We start from the raw sequence: 19,911 nt of genomic DNA on the forward strand, positions 1-19,911 counted from the left end.
GAGAAACAAGTCATGCGAAAGAAAAAAATCCCTTTGCGGAAATGTATGATTACAGGGGTGCGCCTACCAAAAGGTGAGCTCCTCCGCATTGCTTATTCCAAAGATGGGTTACTTTCAATCGATCCGAGCGGGAGAGCACCCGGCCGCGGCTTTTATATCGTGAAAGATACAGCAGCCTGCGAAAAAGCCAAAAAGAAGAATGTGCTTTTCAGCCAATTAAAAATCCCAGAGCAAGAAGGCTTTTACGACGAATTGATCGCCTATGTGAAAGCGAATGGAGAAGAAAATGGTGAATGAAAAAGCTCTTTCTCTCCTAGGACTTGCGAACCGCGCAAGAAAAATTACAACCGGAGAAGAATTAGTTTTGAAAGCTGTCAGAAGTGAAAAAGCGAAACTTGTGATTATTTCAAGTGATATTTCTGAAAAAACAGCAAAGAAAATCCGAAGCAAGTGCGAATATTATGGTGTAACAATGCGAACAGGTGGCACAAGAACTGAACTGGGAGGTGCTATCGGTAAAGAGTCGCGCGCAATACTCGCTGTCCTTGATCAGGGTTTTGCTAAAAAACTAATCGAACTCCTAGGTTGATATCCTAACGGAGGTGTACGACATGAGTAAAATTCGTGTGTATGAATATGCAAAAAAGAATCAGCTGTCTAGTAAACAAGTCATTGAAAAATTAGCCGGCATTGGCGTCGAAGTAGCAAACCATATGTCGACCATTAACGACAATGCATTGCGTCAACTTGATAATGCTTTTTTAGGTAATCAAAATAAACCTGAAACTGCCAGCAAAGAAAAGCCAAAAACACAACCAGCTAGTAGTAAGGGGCAAAATAAACCAAATATGAATAAATCTAACGAAAAATCAACCAAACCAGCAAAACCAGTTCAAAAAGGAACCGGCTCAAATGAAAAACGAGGCACAAACAAGCCTGCACAAAACAATCAGCAGTCGAACCGTACGAATCAAGGCTCAAACAAGCCAGCAGCAAATCGCAGCACGCAAAGCTCTAGTAACCAGCAAAATCGCGGTACAAGCCAAGCGAGCGGCCAGCAACAATCGAACCGCACAGGTGGCGGTCAGGGCCAAAGTAACAATCAACGCACAGGCGGAAGCGGCCAAAACCGCAACAATAACAACAATAATAATCGAGGCGGCGCACGTGGCAATACCAACAACCGCGGCGGTTATGGCCAAGGTAATTTCGGCAATCGCAACAAGAAAAAAGGCAAGGGAAATCATCAGCAAAAGCCAGTGACCCTGACTCCGCGTAAGCCGAAAGAATTGCCAGAAAAAGTCGTTTTCACTGAATCCTTATCAGTCGTTGAACTCTCCAAAAAGCTACATCGTGATTCAGCAGAAATCATCAAAAAACTCTTTATGCTTGGCGTCATGGCGACGATCAACCAAGAACTTGATCGAGATGCGATTGAATTGATCTGTGCCGAATATGGCGTTGACGTGGAAGAAGAAGTGAAAGTAGACGTAACCGATCTAGATGTTTACTTTGAAGAAGCGGATACAGAGGATCATGCTGCACCAGATACACTGACAGAACGTCCGCCAGTTGTGACGATCATGGGGCACGTTGACCATGGTAAAACAACCCTTCTAGACTCACTTCGCAACACGAAAGTAACACTTGGAGAAGCAGGCGGTATCACACAGCATATCGGGGCTTATCAGCTGGATGTTCACGGAAAGAAAATCACTTTCCTTGATACTCCTGGGCACGCGGCTTTCACAGCCATGCGGGCACGTGGGGCGCAAATCACCGATATTACGATTCTCGTAGTAGCTGCGGATGATGGCGTGATGCCACAAACCATCGAGGCGATTAACCATGCCAAAGCGGCAAAAATGCCGATTATTGTAGCAGTCAATAAAATTGATAAACCGCAAGCCAATCCGGATCGCGTCATGCAAGAGTTGACTGAATATGAGCTCATTCCGGAAGATTGGGGTGGCGATACGATTTTCGTACCAATTTCCGCTAAATTTGGCGAAGGACTGGACAATTTGCTTGATATGATTCTGCTCGTTTCAGAAGTAGAAGAATTAAAAGCCAATCCAGATCGTCGTGCTCTTGGAACTGTTGTAGAAGCGCAACTTGACAAGGGCCGCGGTTCAGTTGCAACACTTCTAGTACAAGATGGTACATTACATGTAGGAGATCCAATCGTTGTTGGTCATACATTCGGACGTGTCCGTGCTATGGTGAATGATCTAGGCCGCCGCGTGAAAAAAGTCGGACCAAGTACACCGGTTGAAATCACAGGCTTGAATGATGTCCCACAAGCTGGTGACCGTTTCGTTGTGTTTGACGATGAGAAAACAGCGCGCAGCGTCGGTGAATCTCGTGCTGCCAAAGCTCTAGTGGCACAGCGTTCAGCAACCAATCGTGTCAGCTTGGACAACCTTTTTGAACACATGAAAGCAGGCGAAATGAAAGAAGTCAACGTTATCATCAAAGCCGACGTACAAGGCTCTGTAGAAGCGCTAGCAGCTTCACTTCGCAAAATTGAAGTGGAAGGTGTCAATGTCAAGATTATCCATACAGCTGTAGGGGCAATCAATGAATCCGATATTACACTTGCTGCTGCATCCAATGCGATCGTGATCGGCTTTAACGTTCGTCCAACACCACAATCGAGAGAAAATGCGGAAAATGAAGGCGTAGATATTCGTCTGCACCGCGTTATTTATAAAGCAATCGAAGAAATTGAATCTGCGATGAAAGGGATGCTTGATCCTGAATTTGAAGAAAAAATCATCGGTCAAGCCCAAGTTCGTCAAACTTTCAACGTATCCAAAATTGGTACAATTGCCGGCTGTTATGTAACGGATGGCAAAATTACACGCAGTAGCGGTGTTCGTTTGATTCGTGATGGTATCGTTGTTTTTGAAGGCGAGCTTTCTTCTCTGAAACGCTTCAAAGACGATGCAAAAGAAGTGGCAAAAGGCTTTGAATGTGGGATTACGATTGAGAATTTCAATGATATTAAAGAAGACGATGTGATTGAAGCCTTCGTCATGGAAGAAATCGAACGCGCATGATCTTGACCTGTGTTTCCGAATTTCACATTTTTGATGCAGGAAACCTCAAAGAAAAAAGGGCTGTCACCCGGCGAATTTTAACGCGAACTCGGCAAAAGTTCAATATTTCGATCGCAGAAACAGCTTTCCATGATAAATGGCAGCGAACGGAAATCACTTTTGCCATTGTTTCAGGCGATAAAAAACATCTCGAAAAAGAGCTCCAAGCAGTTTTCACATTCTTGGACTCTTTTCCGGAATGGGAACGCAGCTCAGCGACCATCGATTTCATATAATCAGAGGTGAAAAAATATGAATGTCAGAGCCAATCGAGTGGCTGAACAAATGAAAAAAGAATTAGGCGATATCATCAATCGCAAACTGAAAGATCCTAGACTCGGCTTTATAACCATTACTGGCGTCGAAGTAACAGGTGATTTGCAGCAAGCGACGATTTATATCTCGATTCTAGGTAGTGAAAAAGAGCGCGCAGATTCACTTCTGGCACTCGAAAAAGCGCACGGCTTTATCCGTTCAGAAATCGGCAGTCGAATCCGGCTGCGCAAAGTTCCTGAATTATTATTTGAAGTGGACAGTTCGATCGAATACGGAAATCGCATCGACGAATTGTTACGTGATTTGCATAAAGAGGATTAAGCGAAGGGGGCAGCGACAAACTGTCCCTTTTTTCAGTGAAGGAGGATGCGATATGGATGGGATTATCCCGCTTTGGAAAGAAACAGGCATGACCAGTCATGATGCTGTTTTTAAGTTGCGGAAGATTTTACATACCAAAAAAGTTGGGCATACGGGCACCCTAGATCCCGAGGTGGCGGGCGTGCTGCCAATCTGTGTGGGCCGCGCAACGAAACTAGCCGAATACATTACGGATGAAGGCAAAACATACGAGGCAGAAGTGGTCATTGGCACAAGCACTACGACCGAAGATGCAACAGGAGAAATCGTGGCTGAACGCTTCATTGAACAAGACATCTCACCTGAAAGTTTAGCGCAGGTGTTGACAGATTTGACAGGGACAATCACACAAATCCCGCCAATGTATTCAGCGGTCAAAGTAAATGGGCGGAAGCTATATGAATATGCCCGAAAAGGAGAAACTGTCGAGCGACCAAAACGACAAGTGCAGATCAAGGAACTGGTTCGTATTGATGACCATGCGCCCCTTACTGCGAATGCCCCATCCTTTAAAATTCGCATCAAGTGCGGAAAAGGGACATACATTCGGACACTTGCTGTCATGATTGGCGAGGCGCTTGGCTATCCGGCTCATATGAAACACTTGGTCCGCACACAAAGCGGCCTTTTTGAAGCGGAAAATTGTCTAACTTTAGCTGAAATTGAAGAAAAAATGCTAGCAGGAGATCAGTCCTTTTTAGAACCGCTTGAAAAAGGTGCTGCAAGTTTTGTTCAAGTGGTGCTTAACGCAGATCTTGCTGATCAGGTGCTGAATGGGCGCGTGTTGTCTGAGGAACAGCTGGGCAATCTCGCAGAGCCGCAAGTGGCGCTTTTTCATCAGGAGAAGCTACTTGCCATCTATCAACGTCATCCGAATAAGCCCGGTCTTTATAAACCGGAAAAAGTCATCATGTTAAAAAACGGCTGATCAGCCAGTTCACATGCTTGCAAGTGCTGATGCGTTGTATTATGATAACTAAGGATATTTTGAAATGAGAAGGGGACTGGCATGGAAACGATTTATTTACACTATCCCGACAACCATAAAGAAGATCAAACAGAAAAAGTCATGGCGTTGGGCTTTTTTGACGGCGTGCATAGAGGCCATCAAACGGTTATCCAAAAAGCAAGACAGATTGCCACCGAAAAAGGCTTGAAGCTTGCAGTAATGACCTTTGACCCGCATCCGTCTGTGGTATTAAGTAAGGTACGAAAAAAAGTGAAGTATCTAACGCCACTGGAAGAAAAACAAGAGAAAATGGCTGCACTGGGTGTTGATTTATTGTATGTTGTACGTTTTACGACTGCTTTTTCAGATTTAACACCTGCAGAATTTGTTGAAAAATACTTAGTCGATCTGGCTGTAAAACACGTTGTAGCCGGTTTTGATTATTCATATGGCAAAAAAGGAGCAGGGCGAATGAAGGACCTGCCTAGCTATGCAAACGGTCGCTTTGATGTGACGGTTGTGGATAAGGAAGAGGCTTTGCATGCTAAAATCAGCTCAACCACTATCCGCGGCTATATTGAAGCGGGACAATTGGACGAAGCGAATGAACTGCTAGGCTATCCATATACGACAAAAGGAACCGTTATCCACGGCGATAAACGCGGCCGGACGATCGGCTTTCCAACAGCTAATATTCTTGTAGATGAGGGATATTTAATTCCAAAACTCGGTGTCTATGCAGTCAAGTTTCGTGTGAATGGCGAAACCTATTTAGGAATGGCAAGCATTGGCTTTAATATCACGTTTAAAGAAGATCAGGCGCTGTCCATTGAAGTGTATATTTTAGACTTTAAACAAGAAATTTACGGAGAAGATGCTGAAATTGAATGGTATCATTTCTTCCGTCCCGAACTGAAATTTAATGGCGTAGAAGGTTTAATTGCCCAACTGAAACAAGATGAGGCGGATACACGCAAATATTTCGCTGACAAGTAAATTAAGACTTGCTTTTAAGGCGAATTTAGTGTATCTTTAGTTCTGTACGAAAAGAACCGTTGCTTGGCTTTGACGATTCACCAACGCTTAGCTCAGTGACTGGGGATATACTAATTAGGAGGTGGAGTTAACATGGCTTTAACTCAAGAACAAAAAAATCAAATCATTGCTGAATACCGTGTTCATGATACGGATACTGGTTCACCGGAAGTACAAATCGCTGTACTTACTGCTGAAATCAACAGCTTGAATGATCACGTTCGCGTACACAAAAAAGATCACCATTCTTACAGAGGTCTAATGAAGATGGTTGGTCATCGCCGTAATCTGCTAACATATTTGCGTAAAAAAGATGTGCAACGTTACCGCGAACTTATCAAACGTTTAGGTTTACGTCGATAAAAACCCAAACAAAGCGGGAACAATATGTCTCCCGCTTTTTATTTTAATTTGAAAGAATGGAAACGGAAACTTTATCGCATGAATCCAAAAACGTGAGCGGTCGACGCAACACTTCTCAGGTTTTTGGATTCATGTGTGCTCGATATTTTCCGAGTGTGCATGAAAAAATAAATGCATGGTAAAGTTTCAGTCATTCTTTCTGAGGAAAAGGAGAATGATAAAATGTCAGAGAAACAAGTATTTTCTACTGAACTAGGTGGCAGAAAACTATCCATTGAAGTAGGCCAGCTTGCCAAACAAGCGAGCGGTGCTGCACTTGTCCGTTACGAGGATACAGTGGTTCTAACAGCATCTGTCGGCTCGAAAAAGCCAAAGCCAGGCGATTTTTTCCCGCTTACAGTGAATTACGAAGAAAAAATGTATTCCGTTGGGAAAGTGCCAGGAGGATTCTTAAAACGGGAAGGTCGTCCAAGTGATAGAGCCACACTAACAGCCCGCTTAATTGACCGTCCAATCCGTCCACTATTTGCAGAAGGTTTCCGTAATGAAGTGCAAATCACGTCTACGGTATTCAGTGTCGATCAAGACTGCTCACCGGAAATGGCGGCAATGCTCGGTTCATCCATCTCACTATGCATTTCGGATATTCCGTTTGAAGGACCAATTGCAGGTGTAGATGTAGGGCGTATTGATGGCGAATATGTGATCAATCCTACTGTCGAGCAAGCTGAAAAAAGTGATATAACACTCACGGTTGCAGGTACCTATGAAGCGATTAATATGGTTGAAGCAGGCGCCAAAGAGGTGTCGGAAGAAGCCATGCTTGAAGCCATCATGTTTGGTCATGAAGAAATCAAGCGTCTTTGCAAATTCCAAGAAGAAATCATTCAAGCAGTCGGCAAAGAAAAACGTGAGATCGAGTTGTTTGTGACGGATCCAGAATTAGAAGCAGAAGTAAAAGTGCTAAGTGAATCCAAAATGAAAACAGCGATCCAAGTAGAAGAAAAGAAAGCACGTGAAGCTGCGATTGATGATGTCAAAGCAGAAATTCTGGCTGTCTTTGAAGAAAAAGACTATACGGAAGATCAAAATAAAGACGATATCCTTGGCGAAGTGGCCCATATTCTTGAAATGATCGAAAAAGATGAAATGCGCCGCCTGATTTCCCAAGAGAAGATTCGTCCAGATGGTCGTAAAGTGGATGAAATCCGTCCGCTATCCTCTGAGGTAGGTCTTCTGCCGCGCGTCCATGGTTCAGGTCTGTTTACACGTGGTCAAACACAAGCGCTCAGCATTTGTACGCTGGCACCGCTTCGTGAACACCAAATCATTGATGGACTAGGTACAGAAGAATATAAACGCTTTATGCACCACTACAACTTCCCGCAATTCAGCGTAGGGGAAACAGGTCCTCGCCGCGGTCCAGGCCGTCGTGAAATCGGTCACGGGGCACTTGGCGAACGTGCTTTGCAATATGTCATTCCATCAGAAGAAGAATTCCCATATACTATTCGCTTGGTATCCGAAGTCTTGGAATCCAATGGCTCAAGCTCACAAGCAAGTATCTGCGGTTCGACACTGGCGATGATGGATGCAGGTGTGCCAATCAAAGCACCTGTTGCCGGAATTGCAATGGGTCTAGTAAAACTAGGCGATGACTACACAATCCTAACAGATATTCAAGGTATGGAAGACCACTTTGGCGATATGGACTTTAAAGTAGCTGGAACACGTGATGGGATCACTGCCTTGCAAATGGATATCAAAATTGACGGCTTGAGTCGCCAAATCCTTGAAGAAGCTTTAGAACAAGCTAAAGCAGGCCGTTTGCATATTCTTGATCATCTGATGACAACCATTCAGGCACCGCGTGAGCACCTTTCTACTTATGCGCCGAAAATTGTGACAATGAATATCAAACCGGATAAGATTAAAGATGTAATTGGACCGGGTGGTAAACAAATCAATGCCATCATTGAAGAAACAGGTGTGAAGATTGACATTGAGCAAGACGGTACAGTTTATGTAGCTTCTCAAGATGAAGCCATGAACAAAAAAGCAATGGCCATCATTGAAGATATCGTTCGAGAAGTACAAGTTGGCGAAATTTACACAGGGAAAGTCCGTCGTATCGAAAAATTTGGTGCCTTTGTTGAACTTTTCAAAGGAACAGATGGTCTCGTTCACATTTCTGAGTTGGCGCATGAACGCGTTGGCAAAGTAGAGGACGTATTAAAACTTGGCGATGAAGTCACAGTAAAAGTCATTGAAATCGATCACCAAGGACGCGTAAACTTGTCACGCAAAGCCCTTATTGAGAAAAAAGAAGGCGACGATGCGGGCAAACGTCCAGAAAAGAAACCTTTTAAAAAACCATTTAAACCTAAAAAACAAGATAGCGACAAATAAAAAACAGCTCCTCTGAATAAATAATGCCCCGCCCCCCAAAGTTAGACCTAAAAATCTGATTTTGAAGGGCGGGTCATCTTATAAAGAGGGGCTGCTTTTCGTTTTAAAGATACAGAAAGAAACAAAAAAAGTGACGGCTCAAGAAAAGCCATCACTTTTTTTATTTAACGATGAGAAAGTAGTTTAGCGATATCTTCATAGCTCATATCACTTTTCACTTCATATTGACCATCACGGATATATCCTTCGTAGCCATTGTCTTTAATGTACTTATTAAAGTCATCTGCACTTTCAATAATACCATTTGCTTGAAGATCTTCCCCAGCTTTAGAAGCAGGATCACCTGACTGGATTGTAAGCGTATAGGTCTTGACTTCATTTGCTTTGGCCTCTTCGGCTTTTTTCGCATCTTCAGCTTCTTTTTTTTCTAATTCCTGCTGTGCAAGTAAATCTTCGTATTTTTTCTTCCAAGTATCACTGTTGTCGCTGTCCTTTTTGGAAGAATCCGCCTTCGTTTCCGTTGCTTTTTGTGTCGTTTTTGTCTCAGTCGCTGCATCCGTATCAGTTATAAAAAACTGATCCCCTATAAATAAGACAACGGCCGAAATTAGGAATCCAAGCGCAAGCATTTGTAAGTTTTTTTTCATCAGTGCGCTCCTTTCGATCTTTTCTTATCTGTATTCGAAACGAACTATTAGTGTTCAAGATATTCTTCGATAATTTTTTCAACTTCTTCTTTTGAAAGAGAAGACTGTTCAATGATTTCTTCAGTCGCAATGCCAGTTGTATAAAGAGTGATGACTTGTTTTTTTAGTAATTCTTTCATTTTAGGCGTTGGAGAAGGAGCGCTCGAAGTATCGTCATCCTCTTTTAACACTGTTTTGTCAATGTTCATTGCTTTTTCAAGAACGGTGACACGTTTTTTAAGTTCGTAGTTCTCGTGCATTAACTGCGAAGCCACTTCTTCAAGTTCCTCTTCAAAATGTTTATTCTCACCTTTTTGGGTGAAGGATAAAACAAACAAGATAATGGCTGCCGCGAGTAGAATAATAATCACTGCGGTCATGTATCTATTTACACCTCTTTCCTCTAAACTCTACTTCTATTTATAGCATAAATCGTTGTGAAACACCATGTTTTCTTGAATTTGTAATAAAATTTAAAACTTCTTCTATGAGAAGCCCTTGCAACTATTCGTTAAAAATGGTATTATTATACAGGTCTCGTAAAAATAAGCTAAAGATAGAGTTGGAGGGAAATAGAATGCGCGTGAATATTACTTTAGAATGCACTGAATGCGGCGATCGCAATTACATCACTACTAAAAATAAACGTGAAAATCCTGAACGTATTGAACTTAAAAAATATTGTCCAAGATTACGCCGTGTAACGTTACACCGCGAAACGAAGTAAGCAGCAGGAACTCGGCCTGTTGCTTTTTTCTTTCTTGAAAAGGAGGAATGAAAATGAGTGAGAAAGCAAATCTTCGCAATTTGGTGATGGATCAGCTGGAAAAATTATCAAAAGAGGATTATGATGCTCGTTCCTATGAGCTCGCAAAGCAATTATTTCAAACTCCAGAGTGGCAGGCTGCAAGCTGTGTAGGTGTGACATTATCCCGATTTCCCGAAGTTAATACGCGCTTCATTCTAGCAGAAGCAAAAAAAACGGGCAAAACAATCGCCATTCCAGAAACAATTTACCCGTCGCACACCATGCAATTTCGCGTATACGAGAAGGGGGACCAGCTGATTGAGAAAAAGTTCGGTTTAATGGAGCCGGCACCTACAGCACAACTTGTTGAAGCGGCACAAATTGATTTATTGATTGTGCCAGGGGTTGCTTATACAGAAGAGGGTCACCGAATTGGTTTTGGCGGCGGCTTCTATGATCGTTATCTGGCTGCCTACGAGGGGAAAACGGTGGCACTTCTTTTTCATGAGCAAAGCAGGCACTTCTTTCCAAACGAAAAACATGATGTGCCAGTGCAAAAATTATTAGTTAACTGATAGCGATAACAATTTGAAAAAAATTGTTGGAATCGCCTGAAAAGCGGGGGTTGCTTGTTTACAACGCCTGTTTTTTTGCGTATAGTAGAAGATATAATTTGTAATGAAAGCAGGGAATTTTTTGAGCCTCTTAGAAAAATATGTTTTCTGGCATCTAACGAATTATTTCTTGCGTGAAGAGAATTATCGACTGATTCATCTTCATGAGGAGAAATTTGAACTGTGGTTAGATAATCCAGGCAAAAAGGATCGTCCTGTCATCCGAATCCAGATGCGGGAACTTGGCTGGTCCAGCGTGATCGAACGTGATGTATCAAACACGCTACAAGTCGCTGAAAATCTCCGCAAGCAGATGGGGCGCATGAAATTGCCATTAATTAATCTATATATCAGTCCCTTTGCACCAGTGGGAGATGAATATGCATCTCTTCATGAGCCAGTTACCAGCCCCAATAAGAAAATTACTCTCTATAATTTTTTGCTGACAGAAGATCAAATGGAGAGTGCACTCAGAAACTTGGCAGCTCATTTACAAATCTCTGAGGAAAAGCTGTCATTTAGTGATGGCGCTATAACAGAAGAGACAGTGACAGCAGAACGTGATGCAGTCATAGGCTATATCACCAAAAAAGTCAGTGCCGAGCAACAGCAGGCGCGAAAAGAAAAACCCATCATCACCTATTCATTTATTGCGATAGCCGTTGTTGTTTTCTTGCTGACTTGGCTAAATGACCACCAATTGACCACCTATACATTTCTAAAGTGGGGAGCCTTTTTTAATCCACTTGTCTATGAAGGGGAATGGTGGCGTTTTATCACACCAATTTTCCTGCACGGAGATTTCATGCATATTGCGTCCAACTGTGTGATGTTATATGTTGTAGGTCCGTGGGCAGAAAAAATCTATGGAAAATGGCGCTATGCAATTATTTTGCTGTTAGGCGGGGTGGCCGGCAATATTGCAACTTTTGCGCTTAATTCGGAAGCGGTCTCACTGGGTGCAAGTACTTCTTTATTTGCCGTATTTGGCGCATTATTGTACCTGGTTGTAATCAAACCACATGTCTATGCTAAATCGATTGGAACAAGCATTGCTGCACTCGTAGCTATTAATCTGGTTATCGATATTTTTATGCCGGGTATCAGTCTTTCGGGACATGTCGGCGGGCTTGTCGGCGGATTTTTCTTAGCAGGCGCTTTATCCATCAAAAAACAGTATTTTCATTGGAAACAGTTCTTTTATGGTGGTGCCGTATGTGTGCTCAGCTGTTTATTTCTTTATTTAGGTTTTTCCAAGCAGTATGATCCAATCAATGCAATGGCAAGTAATTCCTTTGCTCAAAGCTATTTAAATGACCATAAACCGTCAGAAGCAAATAAACTGTTTTCCTATCTAGTTCAGTCGAATAGCGCAGATGAATATACGTATACATTGATGGCTTCAGAGGCGCTTGATAAAGGGAATTATGAAGAAGCAAAGAAACTAGCAGAAAAAGCGATTTCTATCAATCCGACTATTCCTGATCCACACTATATTTTGTCTGTATGTTATTTGCATGAAGGAAATGAACGGCAAGCGGAAGAACAAGCTAAGAAAGCAGCCGATTTATCGGATAATGATTTTTATAAGGATTATTATCACCAGTTTGAACAAAATAAAGTAGAGTAGAGGTCTTGAAAATGTATCCATTAAATAGTGTTTATGATGTTGGTCAACTGCTCAAAAAATTTGGGATTTTCGTTTACGTAGGGAAACGTGAATATGATATTGAAATGATGGAAACAGAATTAACGGAACTATTTAAACATAATCTTCTGGACCGTGAAATATATGCAAGAGCCCGCACGATCCTTAAGCAAGAATTAGTGAAAGAACAGAAAAAGAATCATACACATTTTAATAAATAAAGGAGCAATGGAGAAATGGAAAAAAAATTAATTGGTGTAGACTTAGGTGGTACAACAGCTAAAATCGCAATTTTAACAAAGGATGGGGACATTGAGCATAAGTGGTCCATTAAAACCAACATTGACGATCAAGGTTCGCATATTGTACGAGAAATTGGCGATAGTTTAAATCAAAAATTGACCGAAATGCAACTGGATAATGATCAGTTTTATGGTTTGGGTATGGGGACACCAGGAACCGTTAATTATGAAACAGGAACTGTCAAAGGAGCCTATAATCTGAACTGGGTGGAAGAACAACAAGTCAGTAAAGATCTTGGTAATTTGACCGGACTTAACGTTTACTTAGACAATGATGCGAATGTTGCGGCACTTGGCGAACGCTGGAAAGGTGCGGGCGAAGGCGGAGCCAATGTTGTTTTCGTGACGCTTGGAACCGGTGTTGGCGGCGGTATCTTTGCTGAAGGACAGATTCTCCATGGTATTCGTGGTGCAGCTGGCGAAATTGGTCATGTGACCGTTATGCCTGAAAATGGCTACGATTGTACGTGTGGTAAAAAAGGCTGCTTAGAAACAGTTGCTTCTGCGACAGGTGTTGTTCGTGTTGCGAAAGATATGGCAAAAGAATTCACTGGTAACTCAAAATTAAAAGCAGCGATTTCGAATAATGAAGAAATTACAGCTAAACTGGTCTTTGATTTAGGAAAAGAGCAGGATGAGCTAGCAGAAAAAGTCATCGATCGCGTGTCCTTTTATTTAGCGCTTGCTTTGAGCCATATCGGCAATATGCTAAATCCTGAAAAAATCATTATTGGTGGAGGCGTCTCAGCGGCAGGGGATATTCTTCTCAATCCTGTTACAGCTTACTTCGAAACAATGGTCTTTCCGGCTGTGCGCGAATCTACCAAGATTTCGATTGCAACACGAGGCAATGATGCTGGTGTGATTGGAGCTGCTTGGTTAGCTCTTCCAACTGACGAAGAAGCGTAATGACTGTATTCGGCTTCCAAAAGGGTTTTAGCTTATTCTAAAAAGGGTAAATTTTAGCATCAAGTGAAGATTGGAGGCCGGAGATGAAAAAGGCACATTTGTTGGTCTTAACTGCTGTTATGATGGGGCTTGTGGGGATGCTAGCCAGTTGTACAGATGAAGACCAGACAAAGCCTACAAAAAGTAAACAAGTGACAATTACACCATTTCAAACAACGAATGAAGCATTCAATCGTGTGGTGGGCTGGTTAACAGATAGCTCCGTTCTTCTGCAGGTGAAACGAGATGGACAGACAGAATTTTTCAGCTATGATATTTATTCTGGTAAACAGAAGCTGCTATATCAAACAAGTGACATGATCTCAGATGTTAGCATTTCAGCAGATTATGCCTATTTCCTTGTGTATGCGGCCTCTTCAAAAGATGATGCTTCTATAAAAATTTTTAAAACAGCAACAGGCGAAAAAATTGCTGAGCGACAAACGCCACCTGTGACGATGAATTTTTACTGGAATCAAGATACACCAGAAAAGTTGATGCTGGTTGCCTATGATCAAGATTGGCAGTATAGGACGTACGTTTGGAATTTTCTTACGGGTCAAGATGAAGAAATTCAAACTCTTTCGCCTTTTGTTGCTTGGTATAGTGATAATCTATATCTGATGAGATTTCATTCAAATGAGAAATCTGAACTCAGTGATCTGTATTTAGAAGATATTCGAGATGCTCAAAATCAAAGCTTGGTAATTGCGAATATTTTACAGTTTGGAGTGAATGATAATCTTCTCGTAACGCTTGAAAAATCTGAAGACGAAAAAGAGTTGGTGTATGATTTTCGGACAGTAGGCTTTCAAACCATGTTTAAATATACGCAACCACGTGAGTATGATGATATGGGGACCTTTATTCCGTATTTTGATACTAACTTTGATCAAGATCATTTTCTGGTTTTTGAACCTTATGAAAGCCAAAAATTGGGAGAAACCCCTGGACAGTATCGTCTTGTAGAGGTGGATCCTAAAGCGGGGACAAGTCAGACGATTATGGAACTGATGGAAAATCAACCACTTGAAAGTTCGCCAAATGGAAAGTTGGCTCTTTATGGCTATCAATTTGATAAAGTGATTGATACGAAAACAAAGCAATTGATTACACTAGTTGATTTGCCCAAAAGTGCTTATTAGAAAGTAGCTCTAATCGAAATAGGATTAGAGCTATTTTTTATAGGTAGATTGAATCTCTTGCTCGTAAGATTCTTGGATGAGCTGTTGCAGATGGATCTGATGCTCAAAAAGAAAAATAGTGGTTGATAGTATGAGGAGACAAAAAGAAAGTAAAAATAAGGCGATTGGCAATGTGAAGCCGTTTTTCATACACACTACTCCTTTCCGAAACGTAAAAAGCGCTGTTTGCTTTTACTATCGATAAATTCAAGGATTATTTCGTCATCTTTTTGATAAAAGTGCGTCTCCTGAACATTTTGTAGGACGGGTTCGTGACCACGGCCATCCACTTGACGACGTAATAAATCTTTATAATGTTGATAAGTGATCTGCTTCTCTTCTTGATTGATGAAGCTGATTGTATCTACGGAGATTTGGACTGTATGGGCGTGCTGTATTTCATCTAAGAATTGCTTGCGAAATAAAAGCCATTCACTTTCATCGCTAAGATCACTTAATTGATTGATCTTTTGTGCTTCTTGATAAATAAGTGGAACAAATGAAAGAATCATCATTGTAATAATTAGCGAAAGAAGCACTTCAAGAAAAGTGAAACCATTTTGAATCATTCCGGTCTGCAAAGTTTTGTCTGGTCTTGTTCGGCACAAATTTGCCACCTGTCTTTCTGTTTTTCTGTAGTAATTTTGTAAGAACCGACTGTTTTTTCTTTGGGAATGGGGTGCTTGGCTAGAAGTTTACTTTCATCGGCAATCATTTGTAAAAGAGTGGTTTCCTGCTGTTCGTGATGAAGTCGGATAATTAATTGGAAAAGCAGCGGGAAAAAGAGTGTGGTGATCAAACAAATGACAGAGAGTGAAACAACCCCTTCGATCAGTGAAAAGCCGTTAATTTTTTTCAATATAGAATCGCCCCTTTCCGATTTGAAAGACTAATTGATAGTGATCCTTGGTGCCAGTAAGCAAAAGTGTACGAAAACGATTGATTTTTCCTGTTTGAGCTTGAAATGAAAAACTTTCGCTTTTTTCTACATCAAATGATAGCGAGTGTGGAGTTTCAAGCTGTTCGTAACGGCCATCTGCATAATCTACCGTAAGCATGTGACTGGTAAAGGTAAGCTTTGAAGGAGCATCGTGTGTAATGGCTGCTGTTTGTGCGAGCAGAATGGCCGATGAGATTTCTTGGAGATAATTCTGTTCGGCTTGGGAGGTTAATAAACTGGAAATAGGTCGTAAAGAGAGTGTGCACAGCAGCAAAAATATACTGAGAACAAAAAGCATTTCGATCAAAGTAAAGCCATTGCGCCGAATCATTTTACGTGTACTTTTCCAGAACTGTCGATTTCAACCTTTTTTCCATTAGGACAGCTTTTTTGATCTTCAGAGAGATAGCCTGCGCTTAGTAAGTCGTTCATGGTGGGAATTTTTTGGTATTCAAGTTGATAAGCCTGTGTCTGACCTTCAACGAGCGTGACAAAGGCCTCGCAACCCTTATCATTAATGCTTTCACTTTGACTGACGATATTGGGAATTGTCAAAAGAAGCAGGACACTTACAACTAGTAAAACCATCAGCATTTCGACGAGTGTGAAACCTGAATCATCTCGCCAATCAATCATAAAAATTTTTTTCATAAAACTTCCTCCTTGCTAAATTTTGTCAACCATGGAAAACATGGGAAGTAGAATAGAAAGATAGATACTGATGATAAAGACGCCAATAAAAAGAAAGACGCATGGCTGAATCCAAGATAAGATTTGTGTGATTCTTTCCATCAGCCGCGTTTGACATTGCTGGTAATAAAAGATCAATTCGTTTGCAAGCGTGCCATTTCGCTCCCCATGCTTGACAACTTGGATGAATTCTTTTTCCAAATAGGGGAGTGTTGCCAGACTTTCGGAAAATGATTTTCCAAGTGCGAGCTGCTGGCTTAAATCATGACTAATCTCTTGAAAAAAGCCGGCTGTGTTTGATGAATGGAATAATTGAAAAATTTTTTGAATGGAAAGACCGCTTTGCAATAAGTAGCCGCATTCCCGCGCAAAAAGTTGTGAATAATGAATTTGAAAAAAGTAACGTGCAAAGGGTATGCGACTAATCAAGGCATATTGTTTTCGTAAGGGATACTTTTGGAACTTATGATGTAAAAAAACTGTCAGCAGACCAAAGAAAAGCAACATGCTGAGGAGTATGATCGGCAGACGATCAAATAAAAAAGAGCTGAGTTGATTTGTGTTAGATTCACTTTGCGAAAGCTGACTAAAAAGGAGCTCGAATTTTGGCATTAAAAAAAGGCGCAATAAGATAAAAACAAGCAAGACGGTCGTTAGGAGAATTGCTGGATATTGAATAGTTTTTACCAGCGCTTTTTGTTGCGTGAATTTTTGTTCTGTTAACAAACCTACATCACGAATGGTTTCGGAAAAATAGCCGTGTTCCGTTGAAAAATAGATTGGTGCGATACAGAAATTAGGAAAGTCACATTTTTCTAGTGCCTCAGAAAAAGCGATTCCCTGGTTCAGATAATCTGTAATGCGTAAATAGCGTTTTTTGTTATGCTTGGCGGTGATACTTAAATAATTAATGGCGGTTTCAAGTGGAAAGCCTTTTTCGAGTAATTCGGCAAGACGGATCAAAAATTCGCTATCTTCTTTCCAGTGATTACGTTTTAAAATAGCCATAGCAAACTCCTTTCTGAAACTGATGGGAAATGGATATGAAGCGGGCTGATTGCTGCCAGATAGCTTCGTTTTCAAGATATTCATAAAGGACCGTTCGCTTCTCTTTTAAATGGGTACAGTAAGGCTGGCATTTGCCATCGCATAGTGGGCAGTAAAGCGAGAAGATTCTCTGATGACTAATGCCGATCAACCCTTCAGCGAGATCGCTTTTGGAAAGCCCCAGTTCAGTTAAACGGTTTAGAATCCCTTTTAAACTGCCGGCATGGACTGTGCTCAGGACGAGGTGGCCGGTCAAGGCGGCGCGAATGGCCATTTGAGCCGTTTCACTATCACGAATTTCTCCGATGATAATAATATCTGGGTCATGACGAAGCACTTCGCGAAGTATCTCCTGATAGGTAAGTCCGGCTTTTTCATTGATTTCAATTTGTAAAAAGGCTTGATGATAGTGCTCCACAGGATTTTCAATTGTCACGATTTTTCGGGCATGGTGCTGATAGAGCAATTCTGCTAAACCATACATCGAGGAAGATTTTCCGCTGCCTGTTTTGCCGGAGAACAACAAGAGACCACTGTTCTTTTCTGCATTCTGAAACATTTGCAGACAATTGAAGAGAAATGGGGTGGATTTGTAAAATGGTAAAATGTCGCCTTCTGAAAACAAGCGAATCACCAGGCTTTCAAGACCTGATTTATCAAGCAAAGTGGAAAGACGTAGCGAGATTCTTTGCTGGTCTAGTGAGATTTCATATTGCCCAGTTTGCGGACGTCTTTTTTCGCCAATATCCATGGATGCTTGAAACTTTAAATAGGTGATTAATTTTTGGGCTTCTGTAATAGAGCAAGTTTCAATCAAACAAAAGTCGCCATTCATACGAAAATAACAATGATAATCTTCGCGCCGCGGGGACAAATGGATATCGGAAGCACGTAATTCTTTGGCGCTTGTCAAGAGTGCAGTCAATTTTTGCTGGGGCAACTAGCTCGACTCCTTTCTTTGAAAAATGGTTTTAATAATTTATTCGCTAAAAAAAGGAAATCTCCTTTTCATTTGGAATTTGGGCAAAGTACTTTTGAACGCTCATTTCGTGCTTCTTAACATCATCTGAAATTTTCGGGAAAGAACGCCCTCCATAAGTGTTCATTTTTGCCAGAAAATATTTTTTCATATGTGGAGAAATAAAAGTAAAATGCTCATAAGTGAACATACGGACGTTTTAATAAAAATAAATGGTTTAAGCCCTTACATTCCGAACGGATATCTGAAATTTAACGATTTATCCAATAAAAACGAATTGTTTGCTGAACATTACGGGTCATGGTAAGCTATAAAAAAGGGCTACATACATAACTTTAGCGGATGAAAGCAAACAGAGAGACCGACTGATCGGCGCCGACGGGGAAAGCATGGACTTGCGAAACTCTCAGGCAAAAGGATGTTTGCTGGACGCATCTCTGGAGTGTCACGCGCAACAGGGCTTATGAAACCATCATCAAGCCTTTTTTCTATGCACAAAAATAAAAGGAGGAACAAGATGTGGCAGAGCTAAAAAAAACTCCCTTACATGCCGTGTACAGTAAATATGGGGCAAAAACAATCGATTTTGGAGGTTGGGACTTGCCGGTCCAATTTGCAGGCATCAAAAAAGAACATGAAGCGGTTCGCGAACAAGTAGGGGTATTTGATGTTTCACATATGGGAGAAATTGAAGTAACAGGTCCTGACAGCACAGCTTATTTGCAAAAGATGCTAACGAATGATATTGCAAAAATCAAAGACGAGCGCGCGCAATATAATATTATGTGTGATGAAAATGGCGGAACGGTAGACGATCTAGTGGTTTATCGACGGTCTGAAGTATCCTATTTACTGGTGGTGAATGCAGCAAATACGGAAAAAGATGCGGCTTGGTTGCAACAGCATATTGAAAATGAGGATGTGCAGGTAAAGGATGTATCCGCCATGTACGGGCAACTGGCGGTTCAGGGACCAAAAGCAGAGCAAATTTTAGCCTCTTTGACAGAAGCAGATCTTGCTAGCATACCATTTTTTGGCTTTTTAGAAGATGTCGAATTAGCTGGGAAACGGGTGCTGATTTCTCGAAGCGGTTATACAGGCGAAGATGGTTTTGAAATTTATACACAAGCTGCAGATACGGTAGCCATTTTTGAAAAGTTGATCCAGCATGGCGTGGAACCGATTGGCTTAGGTGCGCGTGATACACTTCGTTTTGAGGCGAATTTAGCCTTATATGGGCAAGAATTATCGAAAGAAATCTCCCCACTCGAAGCAAAACTGAATTTTGCAGTCAAACTTCAAAAGGAAGCAGACTTTATTGGGAAAACGGCTTTGTTGGAACAAAAAGAAGCAGGGGTTCCGCGACAATTAGTCGGTATTGAAATGATCGATCGGGGCATTCCGCGGCATGATTATCCAGTCTATTTTGGCGAAAAACAAATTGGCCATGTCACAAGCGGGACCCAGTCACCTACACTTGGTAAAAATATTGGCTTGGCACTGGTCGAAACCCCTTTTGCTAAAATTGGTCAGGAGCTTGAAATTGGGGTTCGTCATAAAAAATTAAAGGCAGTGGTTATCCCCACACCATTTTATAAACGTTCAAAATAAAAGCATTCAAAAGGAGGAAAA

Annotated in this window: 24 protein-coding genes and 1 riboswitch; of the genes, 16 read left to right on the forward strand and 8 right to left on the reverse strand. The window is 41.5% G+C overall.

What is annotated here, in order from left to right:
- The first annotated feature begins 12 nt into the window (after positions 1-12).
- The 9 genes from rnpM (at position 13) to pnp (ending at position 8,493) form a co-directional block, all read left to right on the forward strand.
- On the forward strand, positions 13-297 hold the full coding sequence (gene rnpM / locus CS921_RS00320; protein WP_099220953.1) for an RNase P modulator RnpM: 285 nt from the start codon (positions 13-15) through the stop codon (positions 295-297).
- The gene (locus CS921_RS00325) at positions 290-589 is read left to right on the forward strand and encodes a YlxQ family RNA-binding protein (RefSeq protein WP_099221487.1); all 300 of its coding nucleotides are present in this window, start codon (positions 290-292) and stop codon (positions 587-589) included. Before rnpM ends, CS921_RS00325 begins: the two co-directional genes overlap by 8 nt.
- 22 nt (positions 590-611) lie before the next feature.
- The gene (infB, locus tag CS921_RS00330) at positions 612-3,062 is read left to right on the forward strand and encodes a translation initiation factor IF-2 (protein WP_099220954.1); all 2,451 of its coding nucleotides are present in this window, start codon (positions 612-614) and stop codon (positions 3,060-3,062) included.
- Entirely contained in the window at positions 3,059-3,337 is a 279-nt protein-coding gene (locus tag CS921_RS00335) for a DUF503 domain-containing protein (RefSeq protein WP_099220955.1), read from the forward strand. Before infB ends, CS921_RS00335 begins: the two co-directional genes overlap by 4 nt.
- Before the next feature lie 16 nt (positions 3,338-3,353).
- Positions 3,354-3,698 carry a 30S ribosome-binding factor RbfA gene (rbfA, locus tag CS921_RS00340; RefSeq protein WP_099220956.1) on the forward strand — a complete coding sequence of 115 codons (345 nt, stop codon included), beginning with the start codon at positions 3,354-3,356 and terminating at the stop codon, positions 3,696-3,698.
- A 52-nt stretch (positions 3,699-3,750) separates the two neighbouring features.
- The gene (gene truB / locus CS921_RS00345) at positions 3,751-4,665 is read left to right on the forward strand and encodes a tRNA pseudouridine(55) synthase TruB (RefSeq protein ID WP_099220957.1); all 915 of its coding nucleotides are present in this window, start codon (positions 3,751-3,753) and stop codon (positions 4,663-4,665) included.
- A gap of 81 nt (positions 4,666-4,746) precedes the next feature.
- On the forward strand, positions 4,747-5,682 hold the full coding sequence (locus tag CS921_RS00350; protein WP_099220958.1) for a bifunctional riboflavin kinase/FAD synthetase: 936 nt from the start codon (positions 4,747-4,749) through the stop codon (positions 5,680-5,682).
- Between the two features lie 132 nt (positions 5,683-5,814).
- The gene (gene rpsO, locus CS921_RS00355; protein ID WP_099220959.1) at positions 5,815-6,084 is read left to right on the forward strand and encodes a 30S ribosomal protein S15; all 270 of its coding nucleotides are present in this window, start codon (positions 5,815-5,817) and stop codon (positions 6,082-6,084) included.
- A 222-nt stretch (positions 6,085-6,306) separates the two neighbouring features.
- Positions 6,307-8,493 carry a polyribonucleotide nucleotidyltransferase gene (pnp, locus tag CS921_RS00360; protein WP_099220960.1) on the forward strand — a complete coding sequence of 729 codons (2,187 nt, stop codon included), beginning with the start codon at positions 6,307-6,309 and terminating at the stop codon, positions 8,491-8,493.
- Positions 8,494-8,657: 164 nt separating this feature from the next.
- Here pnp and CS921_RS00365 read toward each other — a convergent pair whose 3' ends face one another.
- Together CS921_RS00365 and CS921_RS00370 are read right to left on the reverse strand one after the other, a co-directional pair.
- Entirely contained in the window at positions 8,658-9,140 is a 483-nt protein-coding gene (locus CS921_RS00365; protein ID WP_099220961.1) for an endolytic transglycosylase MltG, read from the reverse strand.
- A gap of 47 nt (positions 9,141-9,187) precedes the next feature.
- Positions 9,188-9,559, reverse strand: a complete 372-nt coding sequence (locus CS921_RS00370) for a hypothetical protein (protein ID WP_099220962.1) — start codon at positions 9,557-9,559, stop codon at positions 9,188-9,190.
- Positions 9,560-9,756: 197 nt separating this feature from the next.
- On the opposite strand from CS921_RS00370, the gene rpmG reads away from it, so the two are divergent.
- From rpmG to CS921_RS00400, 6 genes are all read left to right on the forward strand, one after another.
- Positions 9,757-9,906, forward strand: coding sequence for a 50S ribosomal protein L33 (gene rpmG / locus CS921_RS00375; protein WP_003719608.1), 150 nt, complete (start codon positions 9,757-9,759; stop codon positions 9,904-9,906).
- Between the two features lie 53 nt (positions 9,907-9,959).
- The gene (locus CS921_RS00380) at positions 9,960-10,502 is read left to right on the forward strand and encodes a 5-formyltetrahydrofolate cyclo-ligase (RefSeq protein ID WP_099220963.1); all 543 of its coding nucleotides are present in this window, start codon (positions 9,960-9,962) and stop codon (positions 10,500-10,502) included.
- 103 nt (positions 10,503-10,605) lie between these two features.
- Positions 10,606-12,171, forward strand: coding sequence for a rhomboid family protein (locus CS921_RS00385; RefSeq protein WP_240422279.1), 1,566 nt, complete (start codon positions 10,606-10,608; stop codon positions 12,169-12,171).
- Positions 12,172-12,182: 11 nt separating this feature from the next.
- Entirely contained in the window at positions 12,183-12,410 is a 228-nt protein-coding gene (locus CS921_RS00390; protein WP_099220964.1) for a YqgQ family protein, read from the forward strand.
- A gap of 15 nt (positions 12,411-12,425) precedes the next feature.
- Positions 12,426-13,400 carry an ROK family glucokinase gene (locus CS921_RS00395; RefSeq protein ID WP_099220965.1) on the forward strand — a complete coding sequence of 325 codons (975 nt, stop codon included), beginning with the start codon at positions 12,426-12,428 and terminating at the stop codon, positions 13,398-13,400.
- 83 nt (positions 13,401-13,483) lie between these two features.
- Positions 13,484-14,584 carry a YqgU-like beta propeller domain-containing protein gene (locus CS921_RS00400; protein WP_099220966.1) on the forward strand — a complete coding sequence of 367 codons (1,101 nt, stop codon included), beginning with the start codon at positions 13,484-13,486 and terminating at the stop codon, positions 14,582-14,584.
- A 194-nt stretch (positions 14,585-14,778) separates the two neighbouring features.
- On the opposite strand, the gene comGF is transcribed toward CS921_RS00400, so the two are convergent.
- From comGF to comGA, 6 genes are read right to left on the reverse strand one after another with little or no spacing between them, the layout of a single operon-like run.
- On the reverse strand, positions 14,779-15,231 hold the full coding sequence (gene comGF, locus CS921_RS00405; protein ID WP_162921652.1) for a competence type IV pilus minor pilin ComGF: 453 nt from the start codon (positions 15,229-15,231) through the stop codon (positions 14,779-14,781).
- Positions 15,189-15,482, reverse strand: a complete 294-nt coding sequence (locus CS921_RS00410) for a type II secretion system protein (RefSeq protein ID WP_099220968.1) — start codon at positions 15,480-15,482, stop codon at positions 15,189-15,191. The genes comGF and CS921_RS00410 overlap by 43 nt, the downstream gene beginning before the upstream one ends.
- Positions 15,469-15,894 carry a competence type IV pilus minor pilin ComGD gene (gene comGD, locus CS921_RS00415; protein ID WP_099220969.1) on the reverse strand — a complete coding sequence of 142 codons (426 nt, stop codon included), beginning with the start codon at positions 15,892-15,894 and terminating at the stop codon, positions 15,469-15,471. Before comGD ends, CS921_RS00410 begins: the two co-directional genes overlap by 14 nt.
- Entirely contained in the window at positions 15,891-16,214 is a 324-nt protein-coding gene (gene comGC, locus CS921_RS00420) for a competence type IV pilus major pilin ComGC (RefSeq protein WP_099220970.1), read from the reverse strand. The genes comGD and comGC overlap by 4 nt, the downstream gene beginning before the upstream one ends.
- Positions 16,215-16,229: 15 nt before the next feature.
- Positions 16,230-17,261 carry a competence type IV pilus assembly protein ComGB gene (comGB, locus tag CS921_RS00425; protein ID WP_099220971.1) on the reverse strand — a complete coding sequence of 344 codons (1,032 nt, stop codon included), beginning with the start codon at positions 17,259-17,261 and terminating at the stop codon, positions 16,230-16,232.
- A complete protein-coding gene (gene comGA / locus CS921_RS00430) occupies positions 17,242-18,240 on the reverse strand; it encodes a competence type IV pilus ATPase ComGA (RefSeq protein ID WP_099220972.1) in 999 nt (332 codons plus the stop codon). Before comGA ends, comGB begins: the two co-directional genes overlap by 20 nt.
- 381 nt (positions 18,241-18,621) lie before the next feature.
- Positions 18,622-18,711: riboswitch (glycine riboswitch) on the forward strand.
- 87 nt (positions 18,712-18,798) lie between these two features.
- Between comGA and gcvT the strand changes: the two genes are divergently transcribed.
- Positions 18,799-19,890 carry a glycine cleavage system aminomethyltransferase GcvT gene (gcvT, locus tag CS921_RS00440; protein ID WP_099220974.1) on the forward strand — a complete coding sequence of 364 codons (1,092 nt, stop codon included), beginning with the start codon at positions 18,799-18,801 and terminating at the stop codon, positions 19,888-19,890.
- Positions 19,891-19,911: the final 21 nt, after the last annotated feature.

Source organism: Listeria costaricensis (assembly GCF_900183385.1).
Classification (GTDB): domain Bacteria; phylum Bacillota; class Bacilli; order Lactobacillales; family Listeriaceae; genus Listeria; species Listeria costaricensis.

Excerpts from the sequence above, each read along its gene's own strand:
- rpsO (WP_099220959.1), top strand. The coding sequence starts at position 5,815 with ATGGCTTTAACTCAAGAACAAAAAAATCAAATCATTGCTGAATACCGT.
- CS921_RS00350 (WP_099220958.1), top strand. The coding sequence starts at position 4,747 with ATGGAAACGATTTATTTACACTATCCCGACAACCATAAAGAAGATCAA.
- rpmG (WP_003719608.1), top strand. The coding sequence starts at position 9,757 with ATGCGCGTGAATATTACTTTAGAATGCACTGAATGCGGCGATCGCAAT.
- CS921_RS00400 (WP_099220966.1), top strand. The coding sequence starts at position 13,484 with ATGAAAAAGGCACATTTGTTGGTCTTAACTGCTGTTATGATGGGGCTT.
- CS921_RS00390 (WP_099220964.1), top strand. The coding sequence starts at position 12,183 with ATGTATCCATTAAATAGTGTTTATGATGTTGGTCAACTGCTCAAAAAA.
- CS921_RS00370 (WP_099220962.1), bottom strand. The coding sequence starts at position 9,559 with ATGACCGCAGTGATTATTATTCTACTCGCGGCAGCCATTATCTTGTTT.
- pnp (WP_099220960.1), top strand. The coding sequence starts at position 6,307 with ATGTCAGAGAAACAAGTATTTTCTACTGAACTAGGTGGCAGAAAACTA.
- CS921_RS00365 (WP_099220961.1), bottom strand. The coding sequence starts at position 9,140 with ATGAAAAAAAACTTACAAATGCTTGCGCTTGGATTCCTAATTTCGGCC.
- truB (WP_099220957.1), top strand. The coding sequence starts at position 3,751 with ATGGATGGGATTATCCCGCTTTGGAAAGAAACAGGCATGACCAGTCAT.
- comGD (WP_099220969.1), bottom strand. The coding sequence starts at position 15,894 with ATGATTCGGCGCAATGGCTTTACTTTGATCGAAATGCTTTTTGTTCTC.
- CS921_RS00385 (WP_240422279.1), top strand. The coding sequence starts at position 10,606 with ATGAAAGCAGGGAATTTTTTGAGCCTCTTAGAAAAATATGTTTTCTGG.
- comGC (WP_099220970.1), bottom strand. The coding sequence starts at position 16,214 with ATGAAAAAAATTTTTATGATTGATTGGCGAGATGATTCAGGTTTCACA.
- CS921_RS00335 (WP_099220955.1), top strand. The coding sequence starts at position 3,059 with ATGATCTTGACCTGTGTTTCCGAATTTCACATTTTTGATGCAGGAAAC.
- infB (WP_099220954.1), top strand. The coding sequence starts at position 612 with ATGAGTAAAATTCGTGTGTATGAATATGCAAAAAAGAATCAGCTGTCT.
- CS921_RS00380 (WP_099220963.1), top strand. The coding sequence starts at position 9,960 with ATGAGTGAGAAAGCAAATCTTCGCAATTTGGTGATGGATCAGCTGGAA.
- rnpM (WP_099220953.1), top strand. The coding sequence starts at position 13 with ATGCGAAAGAAAAAAATCCCTTTGCGGAAATGTATGATTACAGGGGTG.
- comGB (WP_099220971.1), bottom strand. The coding sequence starts at position 17,261 with ATGGCTATTTTAAAACGTAATCACTGGAAAGAAGATAGCGAATTTTTG.
- CS921_RS00395 (WP_099220965.1), top strand. The coding sequence starts at position 12,426 with ATGGAAAAAAAATTAATTGGTGTAGACTTAGGTGGTACAACAGCTAAA.
- rbfA (WP_099220956.1), top strand. The coding sequence starts at position 3,354 with ATGAATGTCAGAGCCAATCGAGTGGCTGAACAAATGAAAAAAGAATTA.